Origin of the sequence: Enterobacter cloacae complex sp. 302F9, from assembly GCF_050030335.1 — a bacterium.
Taxonomy (GTDB): domain Bacteria; phylum Pseudomonadota; class Gammaproteobacteria; order Enterobacterales; family Enterobacteriaceae; genus Enterobacter; species Enterobacter hormaechei_C.
The window spans coordinates 1,719,161-1,738,143 of the sequence record NZ_JBLGUC010000001.1 but is presented as its reverse complement, the minus strand read 5'-3'; the positions used below and the strand labels follow the sequence as shown (position 1 = coordinate 1,738,143).

Annotated in this window: 21 protein-coding genes, 2 tRNA genes and 1 other RNA gene; 10 read left to right on the top strand and 14 right to left on the bottom strand. The window is 53.1% G+C overall.

Annotated features, from left to right (window positions below; genetic code table 11):
- Nucleotides 1–22 precede the first annotated feature (22 nt).
- A complete protein-coding gene (gene mdoC, locus ACQG0T_RS08165) occupies nt 23–1,162 on the top strand; it encodes a glucans biosynthesis protein MdoC (protein WP_017384749.1) in 1,140 nt (379 codons plus the stop codon).
- Nucleotides 1,163–1,203: 41 nt separating this feature from the next.
- Here mdoC and ymdB read toward each other — a convergent pair whose 3' ends face one another.
- The 5 genes from ymdB to csgB all read right to left on the bottom strand — a co-directional run bounded on the left by ymdB (nt 1,204) and on the right by csgB (nt 3,634).
- Nucleotides 1,204–1,740 carry an O-acetyl-ADP-ribose deacetylase gene (gene ymdB, locus ACQG0T_RS08160; protein WP_015570849.1) on the bottom strand — a complete coding sequence of 179 codons (537 nt, stop codon included), beginning with the start codon at nt 1,738–1,740 and terminating at the stop codon, nt 1,204–1,206.
- 80 nt (nt 1,741–1,820) lie between these two features.
- Nucleotides 1,821–2,141, bottom strand: coding sequence for a type 1 fimbrial protein (locus ACQG0T_RS08155; RefSeq protein WP_017384751.1), 321 nt, complete (start codon nt 2,139–2,141; stop codon nt 1,821–1,823).
- Nucleotides 2,142–2,294: 153 nt separating this feature from the next.
- Nucleotides 2,295–2,627 carry a curli assembly chaperone CsgC gene (csgC, locus tag ACQG0T_RS08150; protein ID WP_017384752.1) on the bottom strand — a complete coding sequence of 111 codons (333 nt, stop codon included), beginning with the start codon at nt 2,625–2,627 and terminating at the stop codon, nt 2,295–2,297.
- Nucleotides 2,628–2,683: 56 nt separating this feature from the next.
- Nucleotides 2,684–3,139 carry a curli major subunit CsgA gene (gene csgA / locus ACQG0T_RS08145; RefSeq protein ID WP_003858043.1) on the bottom strand — a complete coding sequence of 152 codons (456 nt, stop codon included), beginning with the start codon at nt 3,137–3,139 and terminating at the stop codon, nt 2,684–2,686.
- 39 nt (nt 3,140–3,178) lie between these two features.
- Nucleotides 3,179–3,634 (bottom strand): curli minor subunit CsgB, encoded by a 456-nt coding sequence (gene csgB / locus ACQG0T_RS08140; protein ID WP_271040668.1) that lies wholly within the window; start codon nt 3,632–3,634, stop codon nt 3,179–3,181.
- 742 nt (nt 3,635–4,376) lie between these two features.
- Between csgB and csgD the strand changes: the two genes are divergently transcribed.
- The 4 genes from csgD to csgG are packed head-to-tail and all read left to right on the top strand — an operon-like array spanning nt 4,377 to nt 6,724.
- Entirely contained in the window at nt 4,377–5,027 is a 651-nt protein-coding gene (gene csgD, locus ACQG0T_RS08135; protein WP_017384754.1) for a biofilm master transcriptional regulator CsgD, read from the top strand.
- Between the two features lie 4 nt (nt 5,028–5,031).
- Nucleotides 5,032–5,421, top strand: a complete 390-nt coding sequence (gene csgE, locus ACQG0T_RS08130; protein WP_003858052.1) for a curli production assembly/transport protein CsgE — start codon at nt 5,032–5,034, stop codon at nt 5,419–5,421.
- A 26-nt stretch (nt 5,422–5,447) separates the two neighbouring features.
- The gene (gene csgF, locus ACQG0T_RS08125) at nt 5,448–5,864 is read left to right on the top strand and encodes a curli production assembly/transport protein CsgF (RefSeq protein WP_003858054.1); all 417 of its coding nucleotides are present in this window, start codon (nt 5,448–5,450) and stop codon (nt 5,862–5,864) included.
- A 26-nt stretch (nt 5,865–5,890) separates the two neighbouring features.
- Entirely contained in the window at nt 5,891–6,724 is an 834-nt protein-coding gene (gene csgG / locus ACQG0T_RS08120) for a curli production assembly/transport protein CsgG (protein ID WP_003858055.1), read from the top strand.
- 43 nt (nt 6,725–6,767) lie between these two features.
- Here the strand turns inward: csgG and ACQG0T_RS08115 are convergent, their stop codons facing one another.
- The 4 genes from ACQG0T_RS08115 to ghrA form a co-directional block, all read right to left on the bottom strand.
- Nucleotides 6,768–7,250, bottom strand: coding sequence for a DUF1097 domain-containing protein (locus ACQG0T_RS08115; RefSeq protein ID WP_072159654.1), 483 nt, complete (start codon nt 7,248–7,250; stop codon nt 6,768–6,770).
- A gap of 96 nt (nt 7,251–7,346) precedes the next feature.
- Nucleotides 7,347–7,901 (bottom strand): TorD/DmsD family molecular chaperone, encoded by a 555-nt coding sequence (locus ACQG0T_RS08110; RefSeq protein ID WP_017693653.1) that lies wholly within the window; start codon nt 7,899–7,901, stop codon nt 7,347–7,349.
- 18 nt (nt 7,902–7,919) lie between these two features.
- Nucleotides 7,920–8,657: a phosphatase gene (locus tag ACQG0T_RS08105; protein ID WP_003858061.1), complete on the bottom strand. Its 738-nt coding sequence runs from the start codon at nt 8,655–8,657 to the stop codon at nt 7,920–7,922.
- Nucleotides 8,658–8,741: 84 nt separating this feature from the next.
- Complete coding sequence (gene ghrA, locus ACQG0T_RS08100) at nt 8,742–9,680, bottom strand: glyoxylate/hydroxypyruvate reductase GhrA (protein ID WP_047729174.1); 939 nt, start codon at nt 9,678–9,680, stop codon at nt 8,742–8,744.
- A 229-nt stretch (nt 9,681–9,909) separates the two neighbouring features.
- Here ghrA and ACQG0T_RS08095 point away from each other — a divergent pair.
- Nucleotides 9,910–9,997 (top strand) — tRNA-Ser (locus tag ACQG0T_RS08095).
- 44 nt (nt 9,998–10,041) lie between these two features.
- A non-coding RNA gene (locus ACQG0T_RS08090) (RtT sRNA) lies at nt 10,042–10,178 on the top strand.
- Nucleotides 10,179–10,298: 120 nt separating this feature from the next.
- On the opposite strand, the gene ACQG0T_RS08085 is transcribed toward ACQG0T_RS08090, so the two are convergent.
- On the bottom strand, nt 10,299–11,204 hold the full coding sequence (locus ACQG0T_RS08085; protein WP_271040667.1) for a LysR family transcriptional regulator: 906 nt from the start codon (nt 11,202–11,204) through the stop codon (nt 10,299–10,301).
- A 109-nt stretch (nt 11,205–11,313) separates the two neighbouring features.
- Between ACQG0T_RS08085 and ACQG0T_RS08080 the strand changes: the two genes are divergently transcribed.
- From ACQG0T_RS08080 to ACQG0T_RS08070, 3 genes are all read left to right on the top strand, one after another.
- Nucleotides 11,314–12,174: a pirin family protein gene (locus tag ACQG0T_RS08080; protein ID WP_271040666.1), complete on the top strand. Its 861-nt coding sequence runs from the start codon at nt 11,314–11,316 to the stop codon at nt 12,172–12,174.
- A gap of 19 nt (nt 12,175–12,193) precedes the next feature.
- Nucleotides 12,194–12,871 carry an isochorismatase family protein gene (locus ACQG0T_RS08075; protein ID WP_003858068.1) on the top strand — a complete coding sequence of 226 codons (678 nt, stop codon included), beginning with the start codon at nt 12,194–12,196 and terminating at the stop codon, nt 12,869–12,871.
- A 137-nt stretch (nt 12,872–13,008) separates the two neighbouring features.
- A tRNA-Ser gene (locus ACQG0T_RS08070) sits at nt 13,009–13,096 on the top strand.
- 216 nt (nt 13,097–13,312) lie between these two features.
- On the opposite strand, the gene ACQG0T_RS08065 is transcribed toward ACQG0T_RS08070, so the two are convergent.
- The 4 genes from ACQG0T_RS08065 to efeO all read right to left on the bottom strand — a co-directional run bounded on the left by ACQG0T_RS08065 (nt 13,313) and on the right by efeO (nt 18,943).
- Entirely contained in the window at nt 13,313–14,818 is a 1,506-nt protein-coding gene (locus ACQG0T_RS08065; RefSeq protein ID WP_045338039.1) for an alanine/glycine:cation symporter family protein, read from the bottom strand.
- A 418-nt stretch (nt 14,819–15,236) separates the two neighbouring features.
- On the bottom strand, nt 15,237–16,028 hold the full coding sequence (gene phoH / locus ACQG0T_RS08060) for a phosphate starvation-inducible protein PhoH (protein WP_017384762.1): 792 nt from the start codon (nt 16,026–16,028) through the stop codon (nt 15,237–15,239).
- Nucleotides 16,029–16,528: 500 nt separating this feature from the next.
- On the bottom strand, nt 16,529–17,812 hold the full coding sequence (gene efeB / locus ACQG0T_RS08055; protein ID WP_023296295.1) for an iron uptake transporter deferrochelatase/peroxidase subunit: 1,284 nt from the start codon (nt 17,810–17,812) through the stop codon (nt 16,529–16,531).
- 3 nt (nt 17,813–17,815) lie between these two features.
- Nucleotides 17,816–18,943, bottom strand: coding sequence for an iron uptake system protein EfeO (gene efeO / locus ACQG0T_RS08050; RefSeq protein WP_039271135.1), 1,128 nt, complete (start codon nt 18,941–18,943; stop codon nt 17,816–17,818).
- Between the last annotated feature and the right edge of the window lie 40 nt (nt 18,944–18,983).

Sequence of the window (18,983 nt, the reverse complement as noted above, 5' to 3'; positions counted from 1 at the left end):
GTCTGAGAATGCGCAAAGTTATATGAGCACAACCCCTGTACAACGTGAATATTTCCTCGACTCGATCCGCGCATGGCTCATGCTATTGGGGATCCCTTTTCATATTTCACTGATCTATTCCAGCCACACCTGGCACGTGAACAGCCAGATGCCCTCCTGGTGGCTGACGCTGTTTAATGATTTTATCCATGCCTTCCGCATGCAGGTGTTTTTTGTCATTTCCGGTTATTTCTCTTACATGCTCTTCTTGCGCTATCCCCTCAAACGATGGTGGAAAGTGCGCGTGGAGCGCGTGGGCATACCGATGTTGACGGCCATTCCGCTGCTGACGCTGCCGCAGTTCATCATGTTGCAGCATGTTAAAGGCAAGGCGGAAAACTGGCCGAATCTCTCCTTCTATGAGAAATACAATACCCTGGTCTGGGAGCTGATTTCCCACCTCTGGTTCCTGCTGGTACTGGTGGTGCTAACCACGGTGAGTTTGTTGATCTTCAGCCAGCTGCGCCAGCGCGCGAGCACCGCATCCTCGACCTTCTTCGCCAACATCACCCTGGGCAAGCTGTCTCTGCTGTTTCTTGCGCTGGGGGTCGCGTATGCCGCCGTCAGGCGTACCCTGCTCATTGTCTACCCTCCCATTCTGAGCGATGGGCTGTTTAATTTCGTGGTGATGCAGACCCTGTTCTACATTCCCTTCTTCCTGATTGGGGCGCTGGCATTTATTCATCCCCGGCTTAAAGCGCTGTTTACCACCCCCTCCCCCTGGTGTGCGGTGGGTGCTGCGCTGGCCTTTGCCGCCTATCTTCTCAATCAGCGCTATGGCAGCGGGGACGCGTGGATGTATGAGACAGAGAGCGTGATAACGATGCTGATGGGCCTGTGGATGGTTAACGTGGTGTTCGCCCTTGGCCATCGTCTGCTGAATTTTAAATCCAGTCGCGTCACCTATTTCGTTAATGCTTCGCTGTTTATCTACCTGGTTCACCATCCGCTGACGCTGTTTTTCGGGGCGTACATAACGCCGCATATCGCCTCGAATGCGCTGGGCTTCTTCACCGGCCTGGTCTTTGTGGTTGGCATTGCCATCGTGTTGTATGAAATCCATCTGCGGATCCCGCTTTTGCGTTTCCTGTTCTCAGGCAAACCTCAGGTTAAAGCGGGATAACAAAACGGCGCCTCCAGGGCGCCGTTTTTGCACTTCAGACATCAAAATGCCTGGCTGCGCGCGGTCAAAATCCGCTGATACAGGTCGGCGGTGTGCTCATCGAAACAGACAAAAATGACTTTTTCCGGCATGGGTTTGAGGGAAAGGTAGTGATAAACGGTATTCACGGCGATTGTAGCTGCCGCTTCCTTTGGATAACCGTACACGCCGGTGCTAATGGCGGGGAACGCCATGGTCTTATACCCGTTATCCGCCGCAAGCCGCAGGCAGTTCCGATACGCCTGCTCCAGAATCTCAGCCTCATGGCGGTCGCCACCGTGCCAGACGGGTCCAACGGTATGGATCACCGCTTTGGCCGGGAGATCGCCTGCAAGCGTAATAACAGCATGCCCCGGCGGGCACTCTCCCTGCTGCTGACGCACGGTTTTGCATGCTTCAAGGAGTTGAGGGCCTGCGGCCCGGTGAATGGCACCGTCCACCCCGCCCCCACCCATCAGGGAGGAATTGGCTGCGTTGACGATCACGTCAACGTGTACCGTCGTGATATCGCCATGAATAACGTCGATTTGCGGTCTCATAAACACCCTCTGCAACCCGCCTTTTTCATCAGTGTATCGCAGAGGGAGAAGGAGAAAAACTGCCGTGAAAAAAACGTCGGTTATCGGTAATCGACCTGAACGACCGCAAGCGTTTTCTGTTCATTCAGGTATTTCATGCTGACAGCGGCCAGAGCTGAATGAGGATGATGGCCCCGGAGCGCCTCGTCATAACTGATGGTATGCGTTTTCATACGGTTATTTTCCGGACAGGAGATCGCAAACTGCTGATGCCGGGGCGTGACTTCGCACGGGTCAGCGACCACCGCGCCACGAAAATGAATCACCCCACCATTTTCTATAGTTGCTGAATAAGCCGGAGATAAAAAAGAGGACAGGATCAGTCCCAGACCAGAAATAATACACGCTGCGGATTTGAACATTATTTGTACTCCTCAATGAAATTCGTCCTTGAGGGGTAAAAACGCTCCGTTATGACGTATCAATTTAAGCAACCCGATGACTGGGTTCTTGATATCAGCATAGCTTACCTGTGCAGCGCCGCCACTTTATTAAATCATTGATTTCATGAATTATTAAAGCGTACTTACCGGTGCGTTCCACTGCTGTGATAAATGAAGCGATTTTCCATCGGAAACGGTGACGATTATTTTTACCGCATCCCCTGAACGAATATTTAAACTGATTCGCGTTAAATCAATCGGCTGATTAGCGGGTATAAAAAGAGTATTTTTCTGCCGCGATGTACTTTGTCCCGCTTGCCCCTGTCGGACAGATAACACCTCAACCTGACATTCGCAGGCGTCTGCCAGCGTGACCTGAGGAATAATGGTTGTCATATTTGCCTGCTGTGAGGTGCTGAACGTTATCTGGCTGGCAAGCGCGGCAAGGAGAATGAAGGTGCTCATGAGATCCTCCCGAAAAAAAACAGGGCACATGCCCTGTTTTTTGGTACAGAAATGAATCAGTACTGATGTGCGGTCGCGTTGTTGCCAAAGCCAACCTGGTGCACAGTCACCGTTGAGCCGGACGCTGTCTGGTCTACCGCCGCGCCGTTGCCGCCGCCGAACTGTTTCACGTTGATAACAGAGTCTTTGCTATTCCACTGGTCGATGGTGGCGCTGTTACCAAAGCCTTTTTGCAGCAGATCGATAGAACTGTCATCAGAGCCCTGACCAACATCTGCGCCGTTACCGCCACCGTGCTGGGTAATGGTCAATTCAGAATCTCGGGCGTCCGTCTGCAAAGCAAGCGCGGAGTTACCGCCGCCGTACTGGTAAATGCTCAGGGTTGAGTCAGGGCCGTTATTGCCGCCACCCCAGCCACCACCGTGGCCGCCGCCAAATTGTGGTACCGCACCTGCGAAAGCACTGCCAGAAACTACGATTGCTGCAATAACTGCCACTTTGAAAAGTTTCATGGTAAACCCCCATCGGATTGATTAAGGCGTCACACATCGCTAGCGTTGAATAACGCGAATAGCCATTTGCGACTGTCTCTGTACTACAACTGCTGTTTTCTGCGTACCATACTGCGTTATATTCGCCCTGTTACCCGAGCCTTTCTGGATAATCATGGCGGTGTTGCCAAAAGCGCCCTGCTTAATACTCGCATCGTTGCCGTTACCGGTCTGATCGATATAAGCAAGGTTATACGTCCCTGACTGATCAACATGCGCGCGGTTATTCCCGCCCACCTGGGAAATAATGGACAGCAATTTAGAACCGCCCTGGCGTACATCAGCATTATTACCTGAGCCCTGTTGACCAATAATGGCTGCCTGATTGTATGAAGCTTTACTTAATTCATTTATCGCAAAATTATATTCAGAACTGGCTAAATCTGAATCACCTGCGATTACAAACCCAGGCGCACCCAGTAATGTAAACATCATAAACAACATTTTGTTTTTCATGCTGTCACCCTGGACCTGGCTATAAAATAGGTATGTCTTTACCCGTTAACGCGATTCGTTTTGTTAACGCCGCGTTACGGAAAAGAGTATGTCTGCCGAAACATATTTAATATCTCACCCGTGTGCCTTATTTTTATATGCTCATTCACTTCAAAGTCGTAAATCTCGCCTGAAACGACGCGACACACCACTAATGCAGAAATAAATTCTTGTCTGAGCGTCTGGACAACAGCGAGACAGGCTGTCCAACCTGTACCGGCTTCTACAGACAAACATGGCAATGTCTTTTGCCAGTGCGTGACACGAAGCAAGTTTTCTTAAGAAAAATTTCCAGCTTAGAGAAGTCTTAACTTTTTAGCTGAGTTCATACTTTTTACCGGCTGGATTACAATAATTAAAAGCCCAATAATTCAATTCGTTATAATATATTGTATGACTTTCAAAATCTGTGCACGTTTATACACCTGTACAACTTCCCCCTTATCTTAAAATCTATTCACCCTGCAAAATACACAACTTAATATCGAATTTTACATTCTGTTACATGATTAACACTTGCTTTAAAGTTTGCAATAGCTAGATTGAAAACAGCAGTACGTTATTTGTTTTTAATTTTACCGCCTCCTTTGGAGGAAGGTTTTTTAACTACACACAGCAGTGCCACACCTGTCAGTACTTCTGGTGCCCTTTTCAATAATACGAGGGCAGCTGCCGGGTGTCATAAATAACGTGGGGTTTCATCATGTTTAATGAAGTCCATAGCTTACCCGGTCATACATTATTGTTGATCACAAAACCTTCCTTACAAGCGACAGCGTTATTGCAGCATTTAAAACAATGCCTCTCGCTTAACGGGAAACTGCATAATATTCAACGTTCTTTTGATGATATCGCTCCTGGCAGCATCATTCTTCTCGATATGATGGAAGCGGATAAAAAACTGGTCCATTACTGGCAGGATAATTTAAGCAGGAAAAACAATAATATCCGCGTATTGTTATTAAATACGCCTGATGAGTATCCTTTCCGCGATATTGAGAGCTGGCCGCATATTAACGGCGTGTTTTACGTCACTGAAGAAGAAAACCGTGTCGTGGAGGGTTTGCAGGGCATATTGCGGGGGGAGTGTTATTTCTCGCAAAAACTGGCCAGCTACCTCATTACCCACTCCGGAAATTATCGCTATAACAGTTCAGAATCTGCACTTCTGACGCACCGTGAGAAAGAGATCCTGAACAAACTGCGTATTGGTGCTTCAAATATTGAAATCGCCCGTTCGTTATTTATCAGCGAAAATACGGTTAAGACGCATCTTTATAATCTTTTCAAAAAGATAGCTGTTAAAAATCGCACGCAGGCGGTGTCGTGGGCAAACGATAACCTCAGGCGTTAATAGCATGAAACGCACCCTAAGTTGGATTGCCGCCGCAGGCATTATGCTTGCTGCCGGAAACCTTCAGGCTGTTGAGGTGGAAGTTCCCGGACTGTTGACCGATCACACCGTCACCTCTGTCGGACACGATTTTTATCGTGCCTTCAGCGATAAGTGGGAAAGCGATTATCCGGGTAACTTAACCATCAACGAACGGCCCAGTGCGCGGTGGGGAAGCTGGATCACAATAACCGCTAATCAGGACGTTATTTACCAGACTTTTTTATTCCCAACGAAAAGAGACTTCGATCAGAACGTCGCTTTCGCGCTGGCACAAACAGAAGAAGCTATTAACCGCCTACAGTTAGACAAAGCCCTTTTGAGCACAGGCGATTTAGCAAAAGATGAGTTCTAGCAACGACACCTATTTCGGAGGCTGTAATGCGTCTCGCACACACAGTGATTTCGTTAATGCTCATTGCGCCGTTGAGCTGGGCCGGAAATATGACATTCCAGTTCCGCAACCCTAATTTTGGCGGCAACCCGAATAACGGAGCCTTTATGCTTAACCAGGCTCAGGCTCAAAACTCCTATAAAGACCCCAGCTATGACGATGATTTCGGTATCGAGACCCCGTCGGCCCTGGATAATTTCACTCAGGCCATCCAGTCGCAAATATTAGGTGGCTTATTAACCAACATTAATACCGGAAAACCCGGACGGATGGTCACTAACGACTTTATCGTCGATATTGCCAATAAAGACGGACAGCTTCAGTTAAATGTGACAGACCGAAAAACCGGTAAAACGTCGACAATCCAGGTTTCCGGTTTGCAGACCAGTTCAACTGATTTCTAAACAACCCCAAAATAAGGACAATTATTATGCAGCGCTTTTTTATTTTAGTTGCAGTGTGCTTATTAAGCGGTTGTTTAACTGCCCCGCCAAAAGAAGCCGCTAAACCCACCCTAATGCCTCGTGCCCAGAGCTACCGGGATCTGACACATCTGCCGGTCCCTACCGGGAAGATATTCGTCTCGGTCTATAACATTCAGGATGAGACGGGCCAGTTCAAACCGTATCCGGCCAGTAACTTCTCGACGGCCGTACCGCAGAGCGCCACCGCGATGCTGGTCACCGCCCTGAAAGATTCTCGCTGGTTTATCCCGCTGGAACGTCAGGGGCTGCAAAACCTGCTTAACGAACGAAAAATCATTCGTGCCGCGCAGGAGAATGGTACCGTTGGCGTCAATAACCGCATGCCGCTACAGTCTCTCACCGCAGCCAATATCATGGTGGAAGGCTCGATTATCGGCTACGAAAGTAACGTGAAATCGGGCGGCGCGGGTGCGCGTTACTTTGGCATCGGGGCCGACACGCAGTATCAGCTGGATCAGATTGCCGTCAACCTGCGCGTGGTTAACGTCAGCACGGGTGAGATATTATCCTCCGTGACCACCAGCAAAACGATTCTCTCTTATGAAGTGCAGGCCGGGGTGTTCCGCTTTATCGATTACCAGCGTCTGCTGGAGGGTGAAATTGGCTATACCTCTAACGAGCCGGTCATGCTGTGTCTAATGTCGGCCATCGAAACCGGCGTGATTTTCCTGATTAATGACGGTATCGATCGCGGCTTGTGGGATCTTCAGAATAAAAGTGACGTGAGTAATGCGGTGCTGGTGAAATACCGTGAGATGTCGGTGCCGCCGGAGTCATAATCGGCGGCGCATAAAAAAGGCGAGATTTCCGTCTCGCCTTTTTTTATTTACTTACCGCAGGAACGCTCTGGCTCTTCTCGCGTCGGGCCGCAAGCCAGAGGCCGCTGTTCTTCATGGCGTAGCCAAACAGTAACCCCAGCATGAGCGAAGGGACCACCAGCTTCCAGTCCCCCTGCCCCGCAAAGGTCGCGCAGGCACCCATGAACGTGCCGGGCACAAAGGACAACAGCAGATGTTTTGCCTGAACGCACATCAGGAAGGCCACAATGCCGGTGATGGCGTACCCCAGGATTTCCACATGCGGCGCCAGCGCGCTGCCTTTCATAATGACCAGCGCCCAAATCACACCGCTCATCAGAGTACAGCCGGAGATGAAGAGCCCTTTGAGACCACCCTGCGGGCAGGCGAAATAGGCCGTGCAGCCAAGAAAACCAGCCCAGCTCAACAAGCCGAGAGAGACGGCCACCCAACCCCAGAGGCCGGAGAGGATGCCAGTCGTGATTGCAATACAAAGTAGTATGTTCATGGTGCGCATCTTAGCAGATGCGCACCATAGAAATGAGATCAGAAGCACATTACGTGCAAGTTGAAATGTATCGTTGCAGGATTTTTGTGATTCAAATCACTCTTCGTTCTCTTCTTCCAGCTCGTCCCACATGGCAGCGATGGCGTCACGCGTCAGCGGAGCCAGCGCTCTCCAGAACGGCGAGGTGGCATGGGCTTCAACTTTACCCAGGAAGGTGCCAACCCACGGAAGCAAATACGTTTCGAACAGGGTTTCAATCGCCTCGTTCTCATCATCACCTGCATTATCTTCAATCCAGGAGGCCGCCAGCAGCAGGGTACCGATATGATCGGCAGGCATATCCGTCAGCGGCATGCCGCGTTCTGAAAGAAACGCCCGAACTTCCGCTTCGGTCGCACCTTCCTGCCAGGCAGAACGATACGGCGACACGCGACACTCTTCCCCCACAAACAGCGCGTTGTAATCCGTTGAAATCTGCTGCATATCGCAGCTTTTTTGCAAGCGTTCCAGCAACTCATCCTGTTCCAGCGGCCAGCTCTGCGCCAGTTTACCTTCACGAATCAGGGTAAACAGCGGAACCAGCAGCGGATCCTGCGGCTGGCGGTAATATAAGGTGCCCAGCACGCGGCAAAGGATGGAAAACTCATTCATGTTTTATTCCGTTATTAATTAAAGATCGGCAAATTCATCAATCGGTGCCATGCCGCGCGACTCAAGGAAGTCGAGCATACGACGCGGCGTGACGTTCAGGATCTGTTCTTCCGGGAAATTCACGTCCCGCAATATTTTCAGGCACTCGCTGAAATCACCCAGCGTGAAGGCCGTGTGTGAATCAGAGCCCAGCGCCACCATGCCGCCCGCGTCACGCACGGCCGCCGCCACTTCGCGGCAGTTGGCTTCACTGCCCTTACGCGAGTGAACAAAGGAGGAGTTGTTAATCTCCAGCGCCACGCGGTGCTTCGCTGCCGCCTGCGCCACGGCCTGAATATCAATCGGGTATTTCGGATTTCCCGGGTGGCTGATAATGTGCACGTTGCCGCTGGCAATAGTGGCAATCATCGCTGCGGTGTTGGTCTCTTTATCCTGGGGCGCAAAGACCGGCTCGTGGAAGCCGGCGAGGATCAGATCTAACGAGGTCAGCATCGGGCCGGTGCAGTCAATCTCACCGTCAGTATTTTTGATGTTCGCTTCGATGCCGCGCAGTATCCCGATACCGTCCACCAGGCGTGGCCAGATACGCATATTCACAAAATGCCAGTAGTGCGGCGCATCCGCCATATCCGGACCGTGATCGGTTATCGCAAACAGTTTAATGCCCTTCAGCTTCGCCTGAGCGATATAATCATGGAGGTTACTGTAAGCGTGGGTACTGGCGACGGTGTGCATATGCAGGTCAACGGGATACATCTTTCTCTCCTCTGCGGTTTTTCCAAAGGATAGCAGTTATCAGCGGCGAATATTAGCAAAAACCCGGCGAACGCCGGGTTTCTCTCAGTAGCCTCGCTGTCTGTCGACCTGTCCGGTCACCGCGTTGCCCTTCTCTATTTCGCTGATGGTATGCGAGATGTACGCCACGGCCTCCGCCGGTCGCGTCACGGCCGCAATATGGGGCGTCATCGCCACGCGCGGATGTGCCCAGAGCGGGCTGTCTGTCGGCAGCGGTTCGCGGCTATAGACATCCAGCATTGCGCCTTTCAGTTTACCGCTATCCAGCGCTTTCAGCAGATCGTCTTCCACAACGTGTACCCCGCGCGCCAGGTTCATTAAGTAGCTGTCTTCTGCCAACTGGTTGAGGAGCGTGCCATTGATAATGCCGACCGTTTCCGCCGTATTCGGCAGCAGGTTAATGAGGACGCGAGTCCCTTTCAGGAACGCCGGGAGTTCGTCCGTTCCGGCAAAGCTCTCGACGCCTGGATAATCCTTACGGCTCCGGCTCCAGCAGCGCAGTGGGAAGCCCCACGGCGCGAGCGCTTCGGCGACTTTCGAACCCAGTACACCCGCGCCGAGGATGCCGATGGTGAAATCTTCATGCTGATAATCCGGAAGCGGTTCCCAGTGGGATTGCTGTTTAAACGCCTGATAATCGTCGAAGCGGCGGAACCAGTGCAGCACCTGGCTCACGGCATATTCCTGCATCTGCTGCCCCATACCGGTATCTTCCAGACGAAACAGGGGAATATCCTCCGGCAGCATTTCAGGGTGTGCCTTCAGCTTACTGAGAATGGAATCCACACCCGCACCAAGAGCAAACACCGCCTTCAAACGGCGTCCCTGAAGCATTTCGACCGGGGGATGCCAGACCAGCGCGTAGTCGGCATGTTCATTATCGCCCTGTTTCCATTCGCGAACGCGTGCGCTAGGCAGTGCCGCCGTGAGCGCGTTAATCCAGTAAGCCGTATCAAAAGTGGGGTGATAGAAGATAATATCCATAGTCATTGCCTTTTATTGCGCTGTTTTATTTTCATTTTCAACTGGCTTGCCAGCATAACAAATTTATCGCTAAACCGCGTTGCTGATAAAAGAGGCGCATTTCGCACATTTCGGAATCAGGTTGCCTGAAGTTTGTCTAAACACGCTAAATTACTGAAAAAGTGGGTTGACGGCAGTACGGCTTTTCCTTACATTAGCGCCCGTCCCGACATCAACGGGATGACAATATGGTGAGGTGTCCGAGTGGCTGAAGGAGCACGCCTGGAAAGTGTGTATACGGCAACGTATCGGGGGTTCGAATCCCCCCCTCACCGCCATATTTGAAGAAGAGCTCGCATGAAAATGCGGGCTTTTTTTTCGCATGTTGCACGCCTTTGGGGGGATGAGAACCCCCGACCGGGGTTCGACAACTGGCGCAGCCAGTTGGACAGACTGAGAGCGTAGCGAACAGGCTGCCCGAAGGGCGAGCGAAGCGAGTCAATCCCCCCCTCACCGCCATATTCAAGACAAGAGCTCGTACGAAAGTACGGGCTTTTTTCTTTTATATTCTCCGTAAGGAGATTCGCTCCCTGCGTTCTTTATGTCGGGTGGCGCTACGCTTACCCGACCTACAAAAAGCTAGTCTTCAACCATCTTTGCATACTCTTCGGTGAGAAAATCCACCAGCGTCCTGACCGATGGCAGCAGGCCGCGCCGGGATGGATACACCGCGTGGATCACTTCCCGTCTGGGTTCCCAGGCATTCAGCACCCGAACAAGTTCACCTGAAGCCAGCTGATCCTTCACCATCAAAATGGGCAGCTGTACCACGCCCACGCCCGCCATCGCCGCCTCCCGCAGCGCCAGCATGTCGGTAGTCACCAGGCGCGGCGTGAAGTGAATTTCTGCCTTTGCGCCCTCCGGCCCGCTCAATTCCCACTTATGCAGGTGCTTGCCCGCCCCCATACTTAACCCCGGCCACTCGCTGAGTTCAGAGGGCATCGCCGGGTTGCCCATCCGTTCAATCAGTGCCGGCCCGGCAACCAGACAGTGCCCCCTGTCCGCCAGCACCCTTAATACCAGATCGCTGTCATCAAACGGGCGCGGACGAACGCGGATCGCCACATCCACCCCCTCCGCCACCAGATCGACCCGGCGGTTGGTGGCTTCGAGCTGGAGGTTGATCCCTGGATAGCGCGCCATAAACCGCGCCAGCATGGGCCCCACGTGAACGTGCAGCAAGGTGACAGGACAGGTGAGCCTGACCATACCGCGCGGCTCAGCCTGTAAAGCAGCCACCGCCTCCTCCGCAGCTTCAGCTTCCACCAGCATGGCTTTACAGTGCTGATAGAACGTCTGCCCCACCTCCGTCACCGCAAACTGCCGCGTGGTACGTTGGATCAACCGAACGCCCAGGCGTTCTTCCAGCTGCGCAATCCGACGGCTCAGTTTCGACTTAGGCTGATCGAGCGCCCGACCCACCGCCGCAAAGCCACCATGCTCCACCACCTTCACAAACCATACGAAATCATTGAGATCCTGCATACGCCTCTATTGTTCCATTTAAGGAACAGTGAATGTCATTTTTGCTATCTACCGGGATATTAACCCTGAATATAAGCTAATTCCATCAACAGGACATCAGGAGTTAATCATGAAAAACGTAACAGGCGTGTATACCGCACCTCGTCCGCACTGGGTCGGTGACGGTTTTCCGGTTCGTTCGATGTTTTCTTACCAGACGCACGGAGAGCCCTTGAGCCCGTTCCTGCTGCTGGACTACGCCGGACCGCATACCTTCCCGGGGGACGGCGCGAAACGCGGCGTGGGCGAGCACCCTCATCGCGGTTTTGAAACGGTGACCATCGTCTACTCAGGCGAAGTGGAGCACCGTGATTCCACCGGCAGAGGCGGCGTTATTGGCCCAGGCGACGTGCAGTGGATGACGGCAGGCGCAGGCATTTTGCACGAGGAGTTCCACTCCAGCGCGTTTTCGCAGAAAGGCGGTGAACTGAAAATGATGCAGCTGTGGGTCAACCTGCCCGCCAAAGACAAAATGGCGACGCCTGGCTACCAGAGCATCACTCAGTCGGATATCCCGGTGGTCACCCTGCCGGATAACAGCGGAACATTGCGCGTGATTGCTGGCCGTTTTGGAGAGGTAACCGGCCCGGCGCATACCTTCTCACCGCTGAACGTGTGGGATCTCGCGCTGCGCCAGGGTAGCCATCTGACGTTCAATCAGCCCGAAGGCTGGAGCACGGCGCTGGTTGTCGTTGAAGGCAGCGTGACGGTGAACGGCACCACGCCTGCCGGTGAGGCGCAACTGGTCGTGCTGAGTCAGAGCGGTGACAAACTGCATCTCGAAGCCAGCAGCGATTCCAAAGTGCTGCTGATGGCCGGGGAGCCGCTGAATGAACCCATCGTGGGCTATGGCCCGTTTGTGATGAACAGTAAAACCGAAATTGCCGAGGCTATTCGCGATTTCAACTCCGGCCGCTTTGGCCAAATCTAAACGTAATAAGGAGCGCATTATGTCTACCCCTGCAAACTTCAACGGTGCACGTCCCGTTATTGACGTAAACGATGCCGTTATGCTGCTTATCGATCACCAGAGCGGGCTGTTCCAGACCGTAGGAGACATGCCAATGCCTGAGCTGCGCGCCCGTGCAGCAGCGCTGGCAAAAATCGCCTCGCTGGCGAAGATCCCGGTGATCACCACGGCGTCGGTTCCACAGGGACCGAACGGCCCGCTTATCCCGGAGATCCACGCCAACGCGCCGCACGCACAGTATGTGGCACGCAAGGGTGAGATCAACGCCTGGGATAACCCGGAGTTCGTGGCGGCGGTGAAAGCCACCGGGCGCAAAACGCTGATTATCGCGGGGACGATCACCAGCGTCTGCATGGCCTTCCCGTCCATCAGCGCGGTGGCGGACGGATATAAAGTGTTTGCGGTGATTGATGCCTCCGGCACCTACAGCAAAATGGCGCAGGAGATCACCCTGGCGCGCGTAGTGCAGGCAGGCGTGGTGCCGATGGACACGGCTGCTGTTGCTTCCGAAATTCAGCGCACGTGGAACCGTGAAGATGCGGGTGAATGGGCTGAGGTGTACACACACATCTTCCCGGCCTACCAGCTGCTGATCGAAAGCTACAGCAAAGCGCAGGACGTGGTGAAAAATAGCGAAGTGCTCGATTCGCAGCGTTAATCCTGCGCGCTGCGACATAAGCTGATTAAGGCTTAACCGAACAAGCACGAATGCTGAAAATCTGCTTGACCGTTTTAGCGCAACTCCCTATAGTAGCGCCCCGTTGCCCCCCAAGCGGTCAGGCAGCAAAACAATATGGTGAGGTGTCCGAGTGGCTGAAGGAGCACGCCTGGAAAGTGTGTATACGGCAACGTATCGGGGGTTCGAATCCCCCCCTCACCGCCATATTTGAAGAAGAGCTCGCATGAAAATGCGGGCTTTTTTTTCGCATGTCGCACGCCTTTGGGGGGGATGAGAACCCCCGACCGGGGTTCGACAACTGGCGCAGCCAGTTGGACAGACTGAGAGCGAAGCGAGTCAATCCCCCCGGTGCGACAGGAGCTGCCTCACCTACAAAAAAAGAAAGCCCGTACAAAAGCACGGGCCTGTCTCAACCATTCCTCAGCTATTCAACTTCCCTACCGACTCCTTTCCTTCAGGAGATGAAACCTGCTCAGGCTGAGCACCCGCTTCATCCTTACGCTCCTCCAGCCAGTAATCCGCATTTTTAATCCCCAGCCGAACCGGGTCAAAGTGTGGATCCAACCCCTGTGCATTCTGGATTTCATAATCCTTCAGGCTGGCAAACGCTTTTTTATGCAACAGAACGATGGCAATAATGTTGAGCCATGCCATCAGCCCTACGCCGATATCCCCTAATCCCCAGGCCAGATCCGCGGTGCGTACCGTGCCATATACCGTCGAAGCCATCAGACACAGCTTGAGCAGGAACGTCAGCCACGGGCGGTGAATCTTACGGTTGATGTAGGCGATATTCGTTTCAGCGATGTAGTAGTAAGCAATGATCGTGGTGAAGGCAAAGAAGAACAGCGCGATGGCAACAAAATAATTACCGAAGCCCGGCATCATACTTTCCATTGCCGTCTGGACATATCCCGGTCCTGCGGCCACGCCCGCTATTCCGGTATAGAGCGCTGCGCCGTCGACGCCCTGCACGTTATACAGCCCGGTGATCAACAGCATAAACCCGGTCGCGGAGCAGACAAACAGCGTGTCGATGTACACGGAGAACGCCTGAACCAGCCCCTGTTTCACCGGATGGCTTACGGCCGCCGCCGAGGAGGCATGTGGCCCGGTACCCTGCGCCGCCTCGTTGGAATAGACGCCACGCTTCACGCCCCACATGATGGCCTGGCCCAGAATAGCGCCAAACCCAGCTTCAAGGCCAAAAGCACTTTTCCAGATCAGCAATATAACTGAAGGAAGCTGATCAATATTGATAGCGATAATCACGCACGCCACAATAATATAGCCGAGCGCCATAAACGGAACCACCATACTGCTAAAGCTGGCAATCCTTTTTACGCCACCAAAAATAATAAAACTCAACAGCACAGCAAGTAACGCCGCCGTGACATTTGGGCTCAGACCAAAGGCAATATCCAGGCTCGCACCAATAGAGTTTGCCTGCACACCTGGCAGTAATAATCCGCAGGAGAAAATCGTTACGATGGCAAATAACCATGCGTACCACTTCACGCCTAACCCTTTCTCAATATAAAAGGCAGGACCACCACGATATTCGCCGTTAATTTTCTCTTTATAAACCTGACCTAACGTGGATTCGACAAAAGCAGAGCTTGCCCCCAAAAATGCCACGATCCACATCCAGAAAAGCGCACCGGGTCCACCAAAGGTAATGGCGGTCGCTACACCGGCAATATTCCCTGTCCCCACGCGGCCCGCCAGCGTCATCGTCAGCGCCTGAAACGACGACACGCCTGCCTCGGTAGGACGCCCCTGAAACATCAGGGTAATCATAAGTTTTATATGCCGTAATTGCAGAAAGCGACTACGCAGCGAGAAATAGAGGCCGACACCCAGACATAAAAATATTAACGCCGGGCTCCAGATAACACCATTAATTGCACTAACCAGTTCGTTCATGTATGACCCTTAGCGTGATGTTCCAGAGGAAACGATCCCCTGGCGAGTTTCTTTTTAGAATTTTGTCTGAACAAGTACGAAACATAGATAATTACCCAAAAGACACCAACTTAATTTTTACTGCTTAGTCATGTTCTGTGACAACATTCACGTTTAATTTTAAACCAATAATTAGCATGATCATTATATTCATAGATATTTTGTGGGTATTATAAATACATATCACATTTCCGTGACCTGTATAAAAAGCGTTCGCAGCAAATTAACAGTAATATTATTATTACCGCAAAACGGGGCGTAAATCCTGTTGAATGCTATAGGAAATAAATATGATTTAAAAAAGCCACGCGTGCAGAGGGAATAAAGGAAGCTTCCCGGCATAACGCCGGGAAGAAATGACTTAAAATGTGAAATGATCTTAGTCGGAGTACACTTCCAGCGTTCGTTGGCACAGCGCTGAGCGGACGCAGTCCTCTTTTGTGAAGCGGACCACCCCTATCATTTCATCTTCCTCAAAACGTGACATGGCATCGCTCAGGCCGGACTTCACGCCCGACGGCAGGTCACACTGGGTAATATCGCCGTTGACGATAACCGTCACGTTCTCCCCGAGGCGCGTTAAAAACATCTTCATTTGCGCAGCGGTCACGTTCTGAGCCTCGTCAAGAATAACGACCGCATTTTCAAATGTACGTCCGCGCATATAGGCGAACGGCGCGATTTCCACCTTGCCAATCTCTGGTCGCAGGCAGTACTGCATAAAGGAAGCGCCCAACCGCTTCACCAGCACGTCATAGACGGGCCTGAAGTACGGGGCAAACTTCTCGGAAATATCGCCGGGCAGGAAGCCCAGATCTTCATCCGCTTGCAGTACCGGACGGGTAACGATGATCCTTTCCACGTCCTTATGAATCAGCGCCTCCGCCGCTTTGGCGGCGCTGATCCAGGTTTTCCCGCATCCGGCTTCCCCGGTTGCAAAGATGAGCTGTTTACTCTCGATAGCATTCAGGTAGTGCGCCTGAGCTTCATTCCGCGCCACAATTGGCGATGCATCGCGGCTGTCCCGCGCCATGCCAATGGATTCTACGCCGCTCATCTGCACAAGCGAGGTGACCGATTCTTCTTCACGCTGCTTATGGCTACGTGAATCCCGTCTCAGCACACGTTTTGCTTCACGACGAGCTTTGATCACTGCTTTCTGTCTTCCCATGGATAGCACCTTGAGTTGTTGGTATTCATCACACGCGCCAGCATCGGCACGATTATGCGCACGAACATCAGAGGGTTGGCTTCCTTGTAAGCCATTGCTTGCATTACCGGATGACGATATACAACGGCTACGCGCACCGTTATGCACGTCGGTAGAAAAAGGTTCTTGAGGTGAAGGAGAGAATTTGGTGGTGAAGAAATCGCTGCCGGAGTCTGAGCCTCCGCGCCGGGTACTGCGGTTGATGTGTTTACCTTGTCCAGTACAGGACGCAACCATTCGCGATCTCCATAGTGAGTTAGCATCACTGCCGGGAACTACCGCTGTCTTCTCTTAAGTACATCAGGAATTATCATAAATGCAACATTTATTTTACCTGAATGCAACTTTTAGGACTGCCCCTACATGGAAAATCAGTCTTATATAGAAATATTACAGAAATATAACAATAAGATAGTCCTTCGAAAAAATAATGTCCCCGCGAACTGTCGCAGGGACGATTATCAGGCTTCTATCAGACCCTGAGCGAGCCAGGCGTTCGCGTCACGCGCGCCGGGCAGGGCAAAGAAATAGCCGCCGCCGATGGGCTTAATATATTCCTCCAGCGCTTCGCCGTTAAGCCGCTTCTGCACGGTGAGGAATCCCTTCTCCAGATCGTGCTGATAGCAGACAAACAGCAGTCCCATATCAAGCTGACCGGAGTTGGTCACCCCCAGCGAGTAGCTGTAGCCCCTGCGCATCATCAGGCTGGATTGCGTCTCTTTGGTGCGAGGATTGGCGAGGCGAATATGGCTGTCCAGCGCGATGACATCCCCGTTCGGATCGCGGGCGTAGTCGGGTTCATCGTGCTCGTGCTTCATGCCGAGCGGTGCGCCGGTTTGCTTATCGCGACCGAAGATAGTTTGCTGCTCTTTCAGCGGCGTGCGGTCCCAGAACTCCACGTGGAACTGAATGATACGCACCGCCTGATAGGTGCCTCCGACCGCCCAGGCCGGTTCGCCCTGATCCGCCGTCACCCATACCACGTTCTTCATCAACGCGGTATTGCTGCTGTCCGGGTTGGCGGTGCCGTCTTTGAAGCCCAGCAGGTTGACCGGCGTCTCTTTCCCTTTACTGCGCGCGGCGTGGTCAGAGATAAAACCTTCCCGCTTCCAGCGCACGCTCAGCAGATCCGGGGTGTGCTTGATAATATCGCGCAGGGCATGGATCACCGTATCCTGGGTATTAGCGCAGATCTGCAACAGCAGATCGCCGTGGCACAGCGCCGCGTCGAGAGAATCATTCGGGAATCGCGTCATTTTTTGCAGCGCTTTCGGCTTCTGCTTCGCCAGTCCGTAGCGATCATCAAACAGCGATTCCCCCACCGACACGGTGATGGTCAGATTATCGGGAGCGATAAACGCGCCGAGGATGCCGGAATCCATCGGCGGCAGGCGCGGATTCGGTGTTTCCGGTGCGGGACCGCCGGCGGTGAGGAAGGCAATACGCGTGGTCAACAGCCTGAACAGACGCTCAAGGTCGGCTTTATCACTCGCCAGCGAATCGAAAGCCACCAGCATCATCGAGGCCTGCTGCGGCGTCAGGATCCCCGCCTGGTGCTCACCATAAAACGGCTGCGTTTCCATACGCGCATCCGGGGAGAGCGTGCCAGGGGCGCTTTGCGGTTTTGCCGCATGCGCCACCGGACAGCCTCCCGCCAGGGCAAACGCGCCGCCCAGCGCCCCTACCCCTTTTAACAACCGACGTCGGGAAGGTTCCGCCACGTCGTATTCGTCATGCTTGTTCATCGCTTAATCCAGACCCAGTACGCCACGCAGCAGGGAGAGATCTTCCGCCAGGGTGGTTATCGGGCCTTTCAGCGCGTTACGGTCAGCATCGGTCAGCTTGTCGTAGGTTTCGAACCCGTCTTTGGTGCGGTATTTCGCCAGGATAGCGTCAACTTTCTTAAAGTTGGCATCCACTTTCGCCAGCAGCTCGCCGTTCTCTTTTTGCAGCTGAGGCCGCAGCAGCTCGACAATTTTCTGTGCGCCGTCGACGTTCGCCTGGAAGTCCCACAGGTCGGTGTGGCTGTAACGATCTTCTTCACCGCTGATTTTGCTGGCGGCCACTTCTTCAATCAGGCCCGCTGCGCCACCCACCACTTTCGACGGTGGGAATGCCAGCTCGCTGATGCGTTTTTGCAGCTCCAGCACGTCGCTGTTGAGCTGCTCGGCGTATTTCTCCATCCCACTGGTGGAGTTATCGCCAAACAGGGCTTTTTCCAGACGGTGGAAGCCGGTGAATTTCGGATCGGCGGCCTTCTGCTCGTAGTCGTCTTCACGGGCGTCAATGCTGCCATCGAGGTCAGAGAACAGTTCGGCAATCGGCTCAATGCGCTCGTAGTGCTGACGGGTAGGCGCATACAGGGATTTCGCTTTTTCGATGTCGCCCGCTTTCACCGCGTCGGTAAAGGCTTTGGTGCCTGCCACCAGGTCCGCTGTCTCTTTGGTGACGTAGGCTTTATAGGCGGTAATGGCGTCGCCGAGGCTCAGCAGCGCCGTGCCTTTGGCCGCGTCCGCCGTCGCTGCGCCTTTGACGATCAGCTTACCTTTCGGGTTAGTCAGCAGGCCGCAGGTCATGTCATATTCCCCGGGCTGAAGATTTGCGGTCATCTTCTGGCTGAAGCCCGGCGCGATATTCTCGCGCTCTTCCACCACCATCACGCCTTTCAGAATTTCCCACTCCAGCGCCTTCTGGCTGTGGTTCTGAATAATAAACTGCGTTTTACCGCTGTTAACCGTGATGGTCATCGGCTCGCACTGTTTATCGTTGACGGTGACTTTTACCTGCGGAATATCTGCCGCCTGAGCGGTGAAGGCAGACACGAACAGCGCGGCAATGCCTGCGCATAACGCACTACGACGGAACTGAATGGCCATGACTCTTCCCTTTAAAAGTATGTTGTAACTAAAACAGCAC

Excerpts from the sequence above, each read along its gene's own strand:
- csgG (WP_003858055.1), top strand. The coding sequence starts at position 5,891 with ATGCAGCGCTTTTTTATTTTAGTTGCAGTGTGCTTATTAAGCGGTTGT.
- ACQG0T_RS08075 (WP_003858068.1), top strand. The coding sequence starts at position 12,194 with ATGTCTACCCCTGCAAACTTCAACGGTGCACGTCCCGTTATTGACGTA.
- ACQG0T_RS08115 (WP_072159654.1), bottom strand. The coding sequence starts at position 7,250 with ATGAACATACTACTTTGTATTGCAATCACGACTGGCATCCTCTCCGGC.
- csgD (WP_017384754.1), top strand. The coding sequence starts at position 4,377 with ATGTTTAATGAAGTCCATAGCTTACCCGGTCATACATTATTGTTGATC.
- ACQG0T_RS08110 (WP_017693653.1), bottom strand. The coding sequence starts at position 7,901 with ATGAATGAGTTTTCCATCCTTTGCCGCGTGCTGGGCACCTTATATTAC.
- phoH (WP_017384762.1), bottom strand. The coding sequence starts at position 16,028 with ATGGGAAGACAGAAAGCAGTGATCAAAGCTCGTCGTGAAGCAAAACGT.
- csgA (WP_003858043.1), bottom strand. The coding sequence starts at position 3,139 with ATGAAACTTTTCAAAGTGGCAGTTATTGCAGCAATCGTAGTTTCTGGC.
- ACQG0T_RS08080 (WP_271040666.1), top strand. The coding sequence starts at position 11,314 with ATGAAAAACGTAACAGGCGTGTATACCGCACCTCGTCCGCACTGGGTC.
- ACQG0T_RS08065 (WP_045338039.1), bottom strand. The coding sequence starts at position 14,818 with ATGAACGAACTGGTTAGTGCAATTAATGGTGTTATCTGGAGCCCGGCG.
- ghrA (WP_047729174.1), bottom strand. The coding sequence starts at position 9,680 with ATGGATATTATCTTCTATCACCCCACTTTTGATACGGCTTACTGGATT.
- csgF (WP_003858054.1), top strand. The coding sequence starts at position 5,448 with ATGCGTCTCGCACACACAGTGATTTCGTTAATGCTCATTGCGCCGTTG.
- efeB (WP_023296295.1), bottom strand. The coding sequence starts at position 17,812 with ATGAACAAGCATGACGAATACGACGTGGCGGAACCTTCCCGACGTCGG.
- ACQG0T_RS08085 (WP_271040667.1), bottom strand. The coding sequence starts at position 11,204 with ATGCAGGATCTCAATGATTTCGTATGGTTTGTGAAGGTGGTGGAGCAT.
- csgE (WP_003858052.1), top strand. The coding sequence starts at position 5,032 with ATGAAACGCACCCTAAGTTGGATTGCCGCCGCAGGCATTATGCTTGCT.
- ACQG0T_RS08105 (WP_003858061.1), bottom strand. The coding sequence starts at position 8,657 with ATGTATCCCGTTGACCTGCATATGCACACCGTCGCCAGTACCCACGCT.
- csgB (WP_271040668.1), bottom strand. The coding sequence starts at position 3,634 with ATGAAAAACAAAATGTTGTTTATGATGTTTACATTACTGGGTGCGCCT.
- efeO (WP_039271135.1), bottom strand. The coding sequence starts at position 18,943 with ATGGCCATTCAGTTCCGTCGTAGTGCGTTATGCGCAGGCATTGCCGCG.
- mdoC (WP_017384749.1), top strand. The coding sequence starts at position 23 with ATGAGCACAACCCCTGTACAACGTGAATATTTCCTCGACTCGATCCGC.
- ACQG0T_RS08155 (WP_017384751.1), bottom strand. The coding sequence starts at position 2,141 with ATGTTCAAATCCGCAGCGTGTATTATTTCTGGTCTGGGACTGATCCTG.
- csgC (WP_017384752.1), bottom strand. The coding sequence starts at position 2,627 with ATGAGCACCTTCATTCTCCTTGCCGCGCTTGCCAGCCAGATAACGTTC.
- ymdB (WP_015570849.1), bottom strand. The coding sequence starts at position 1,740 with ATGAGACCGCAAATCGACGTTATTCATGGCGATATCACGACGGTACAC.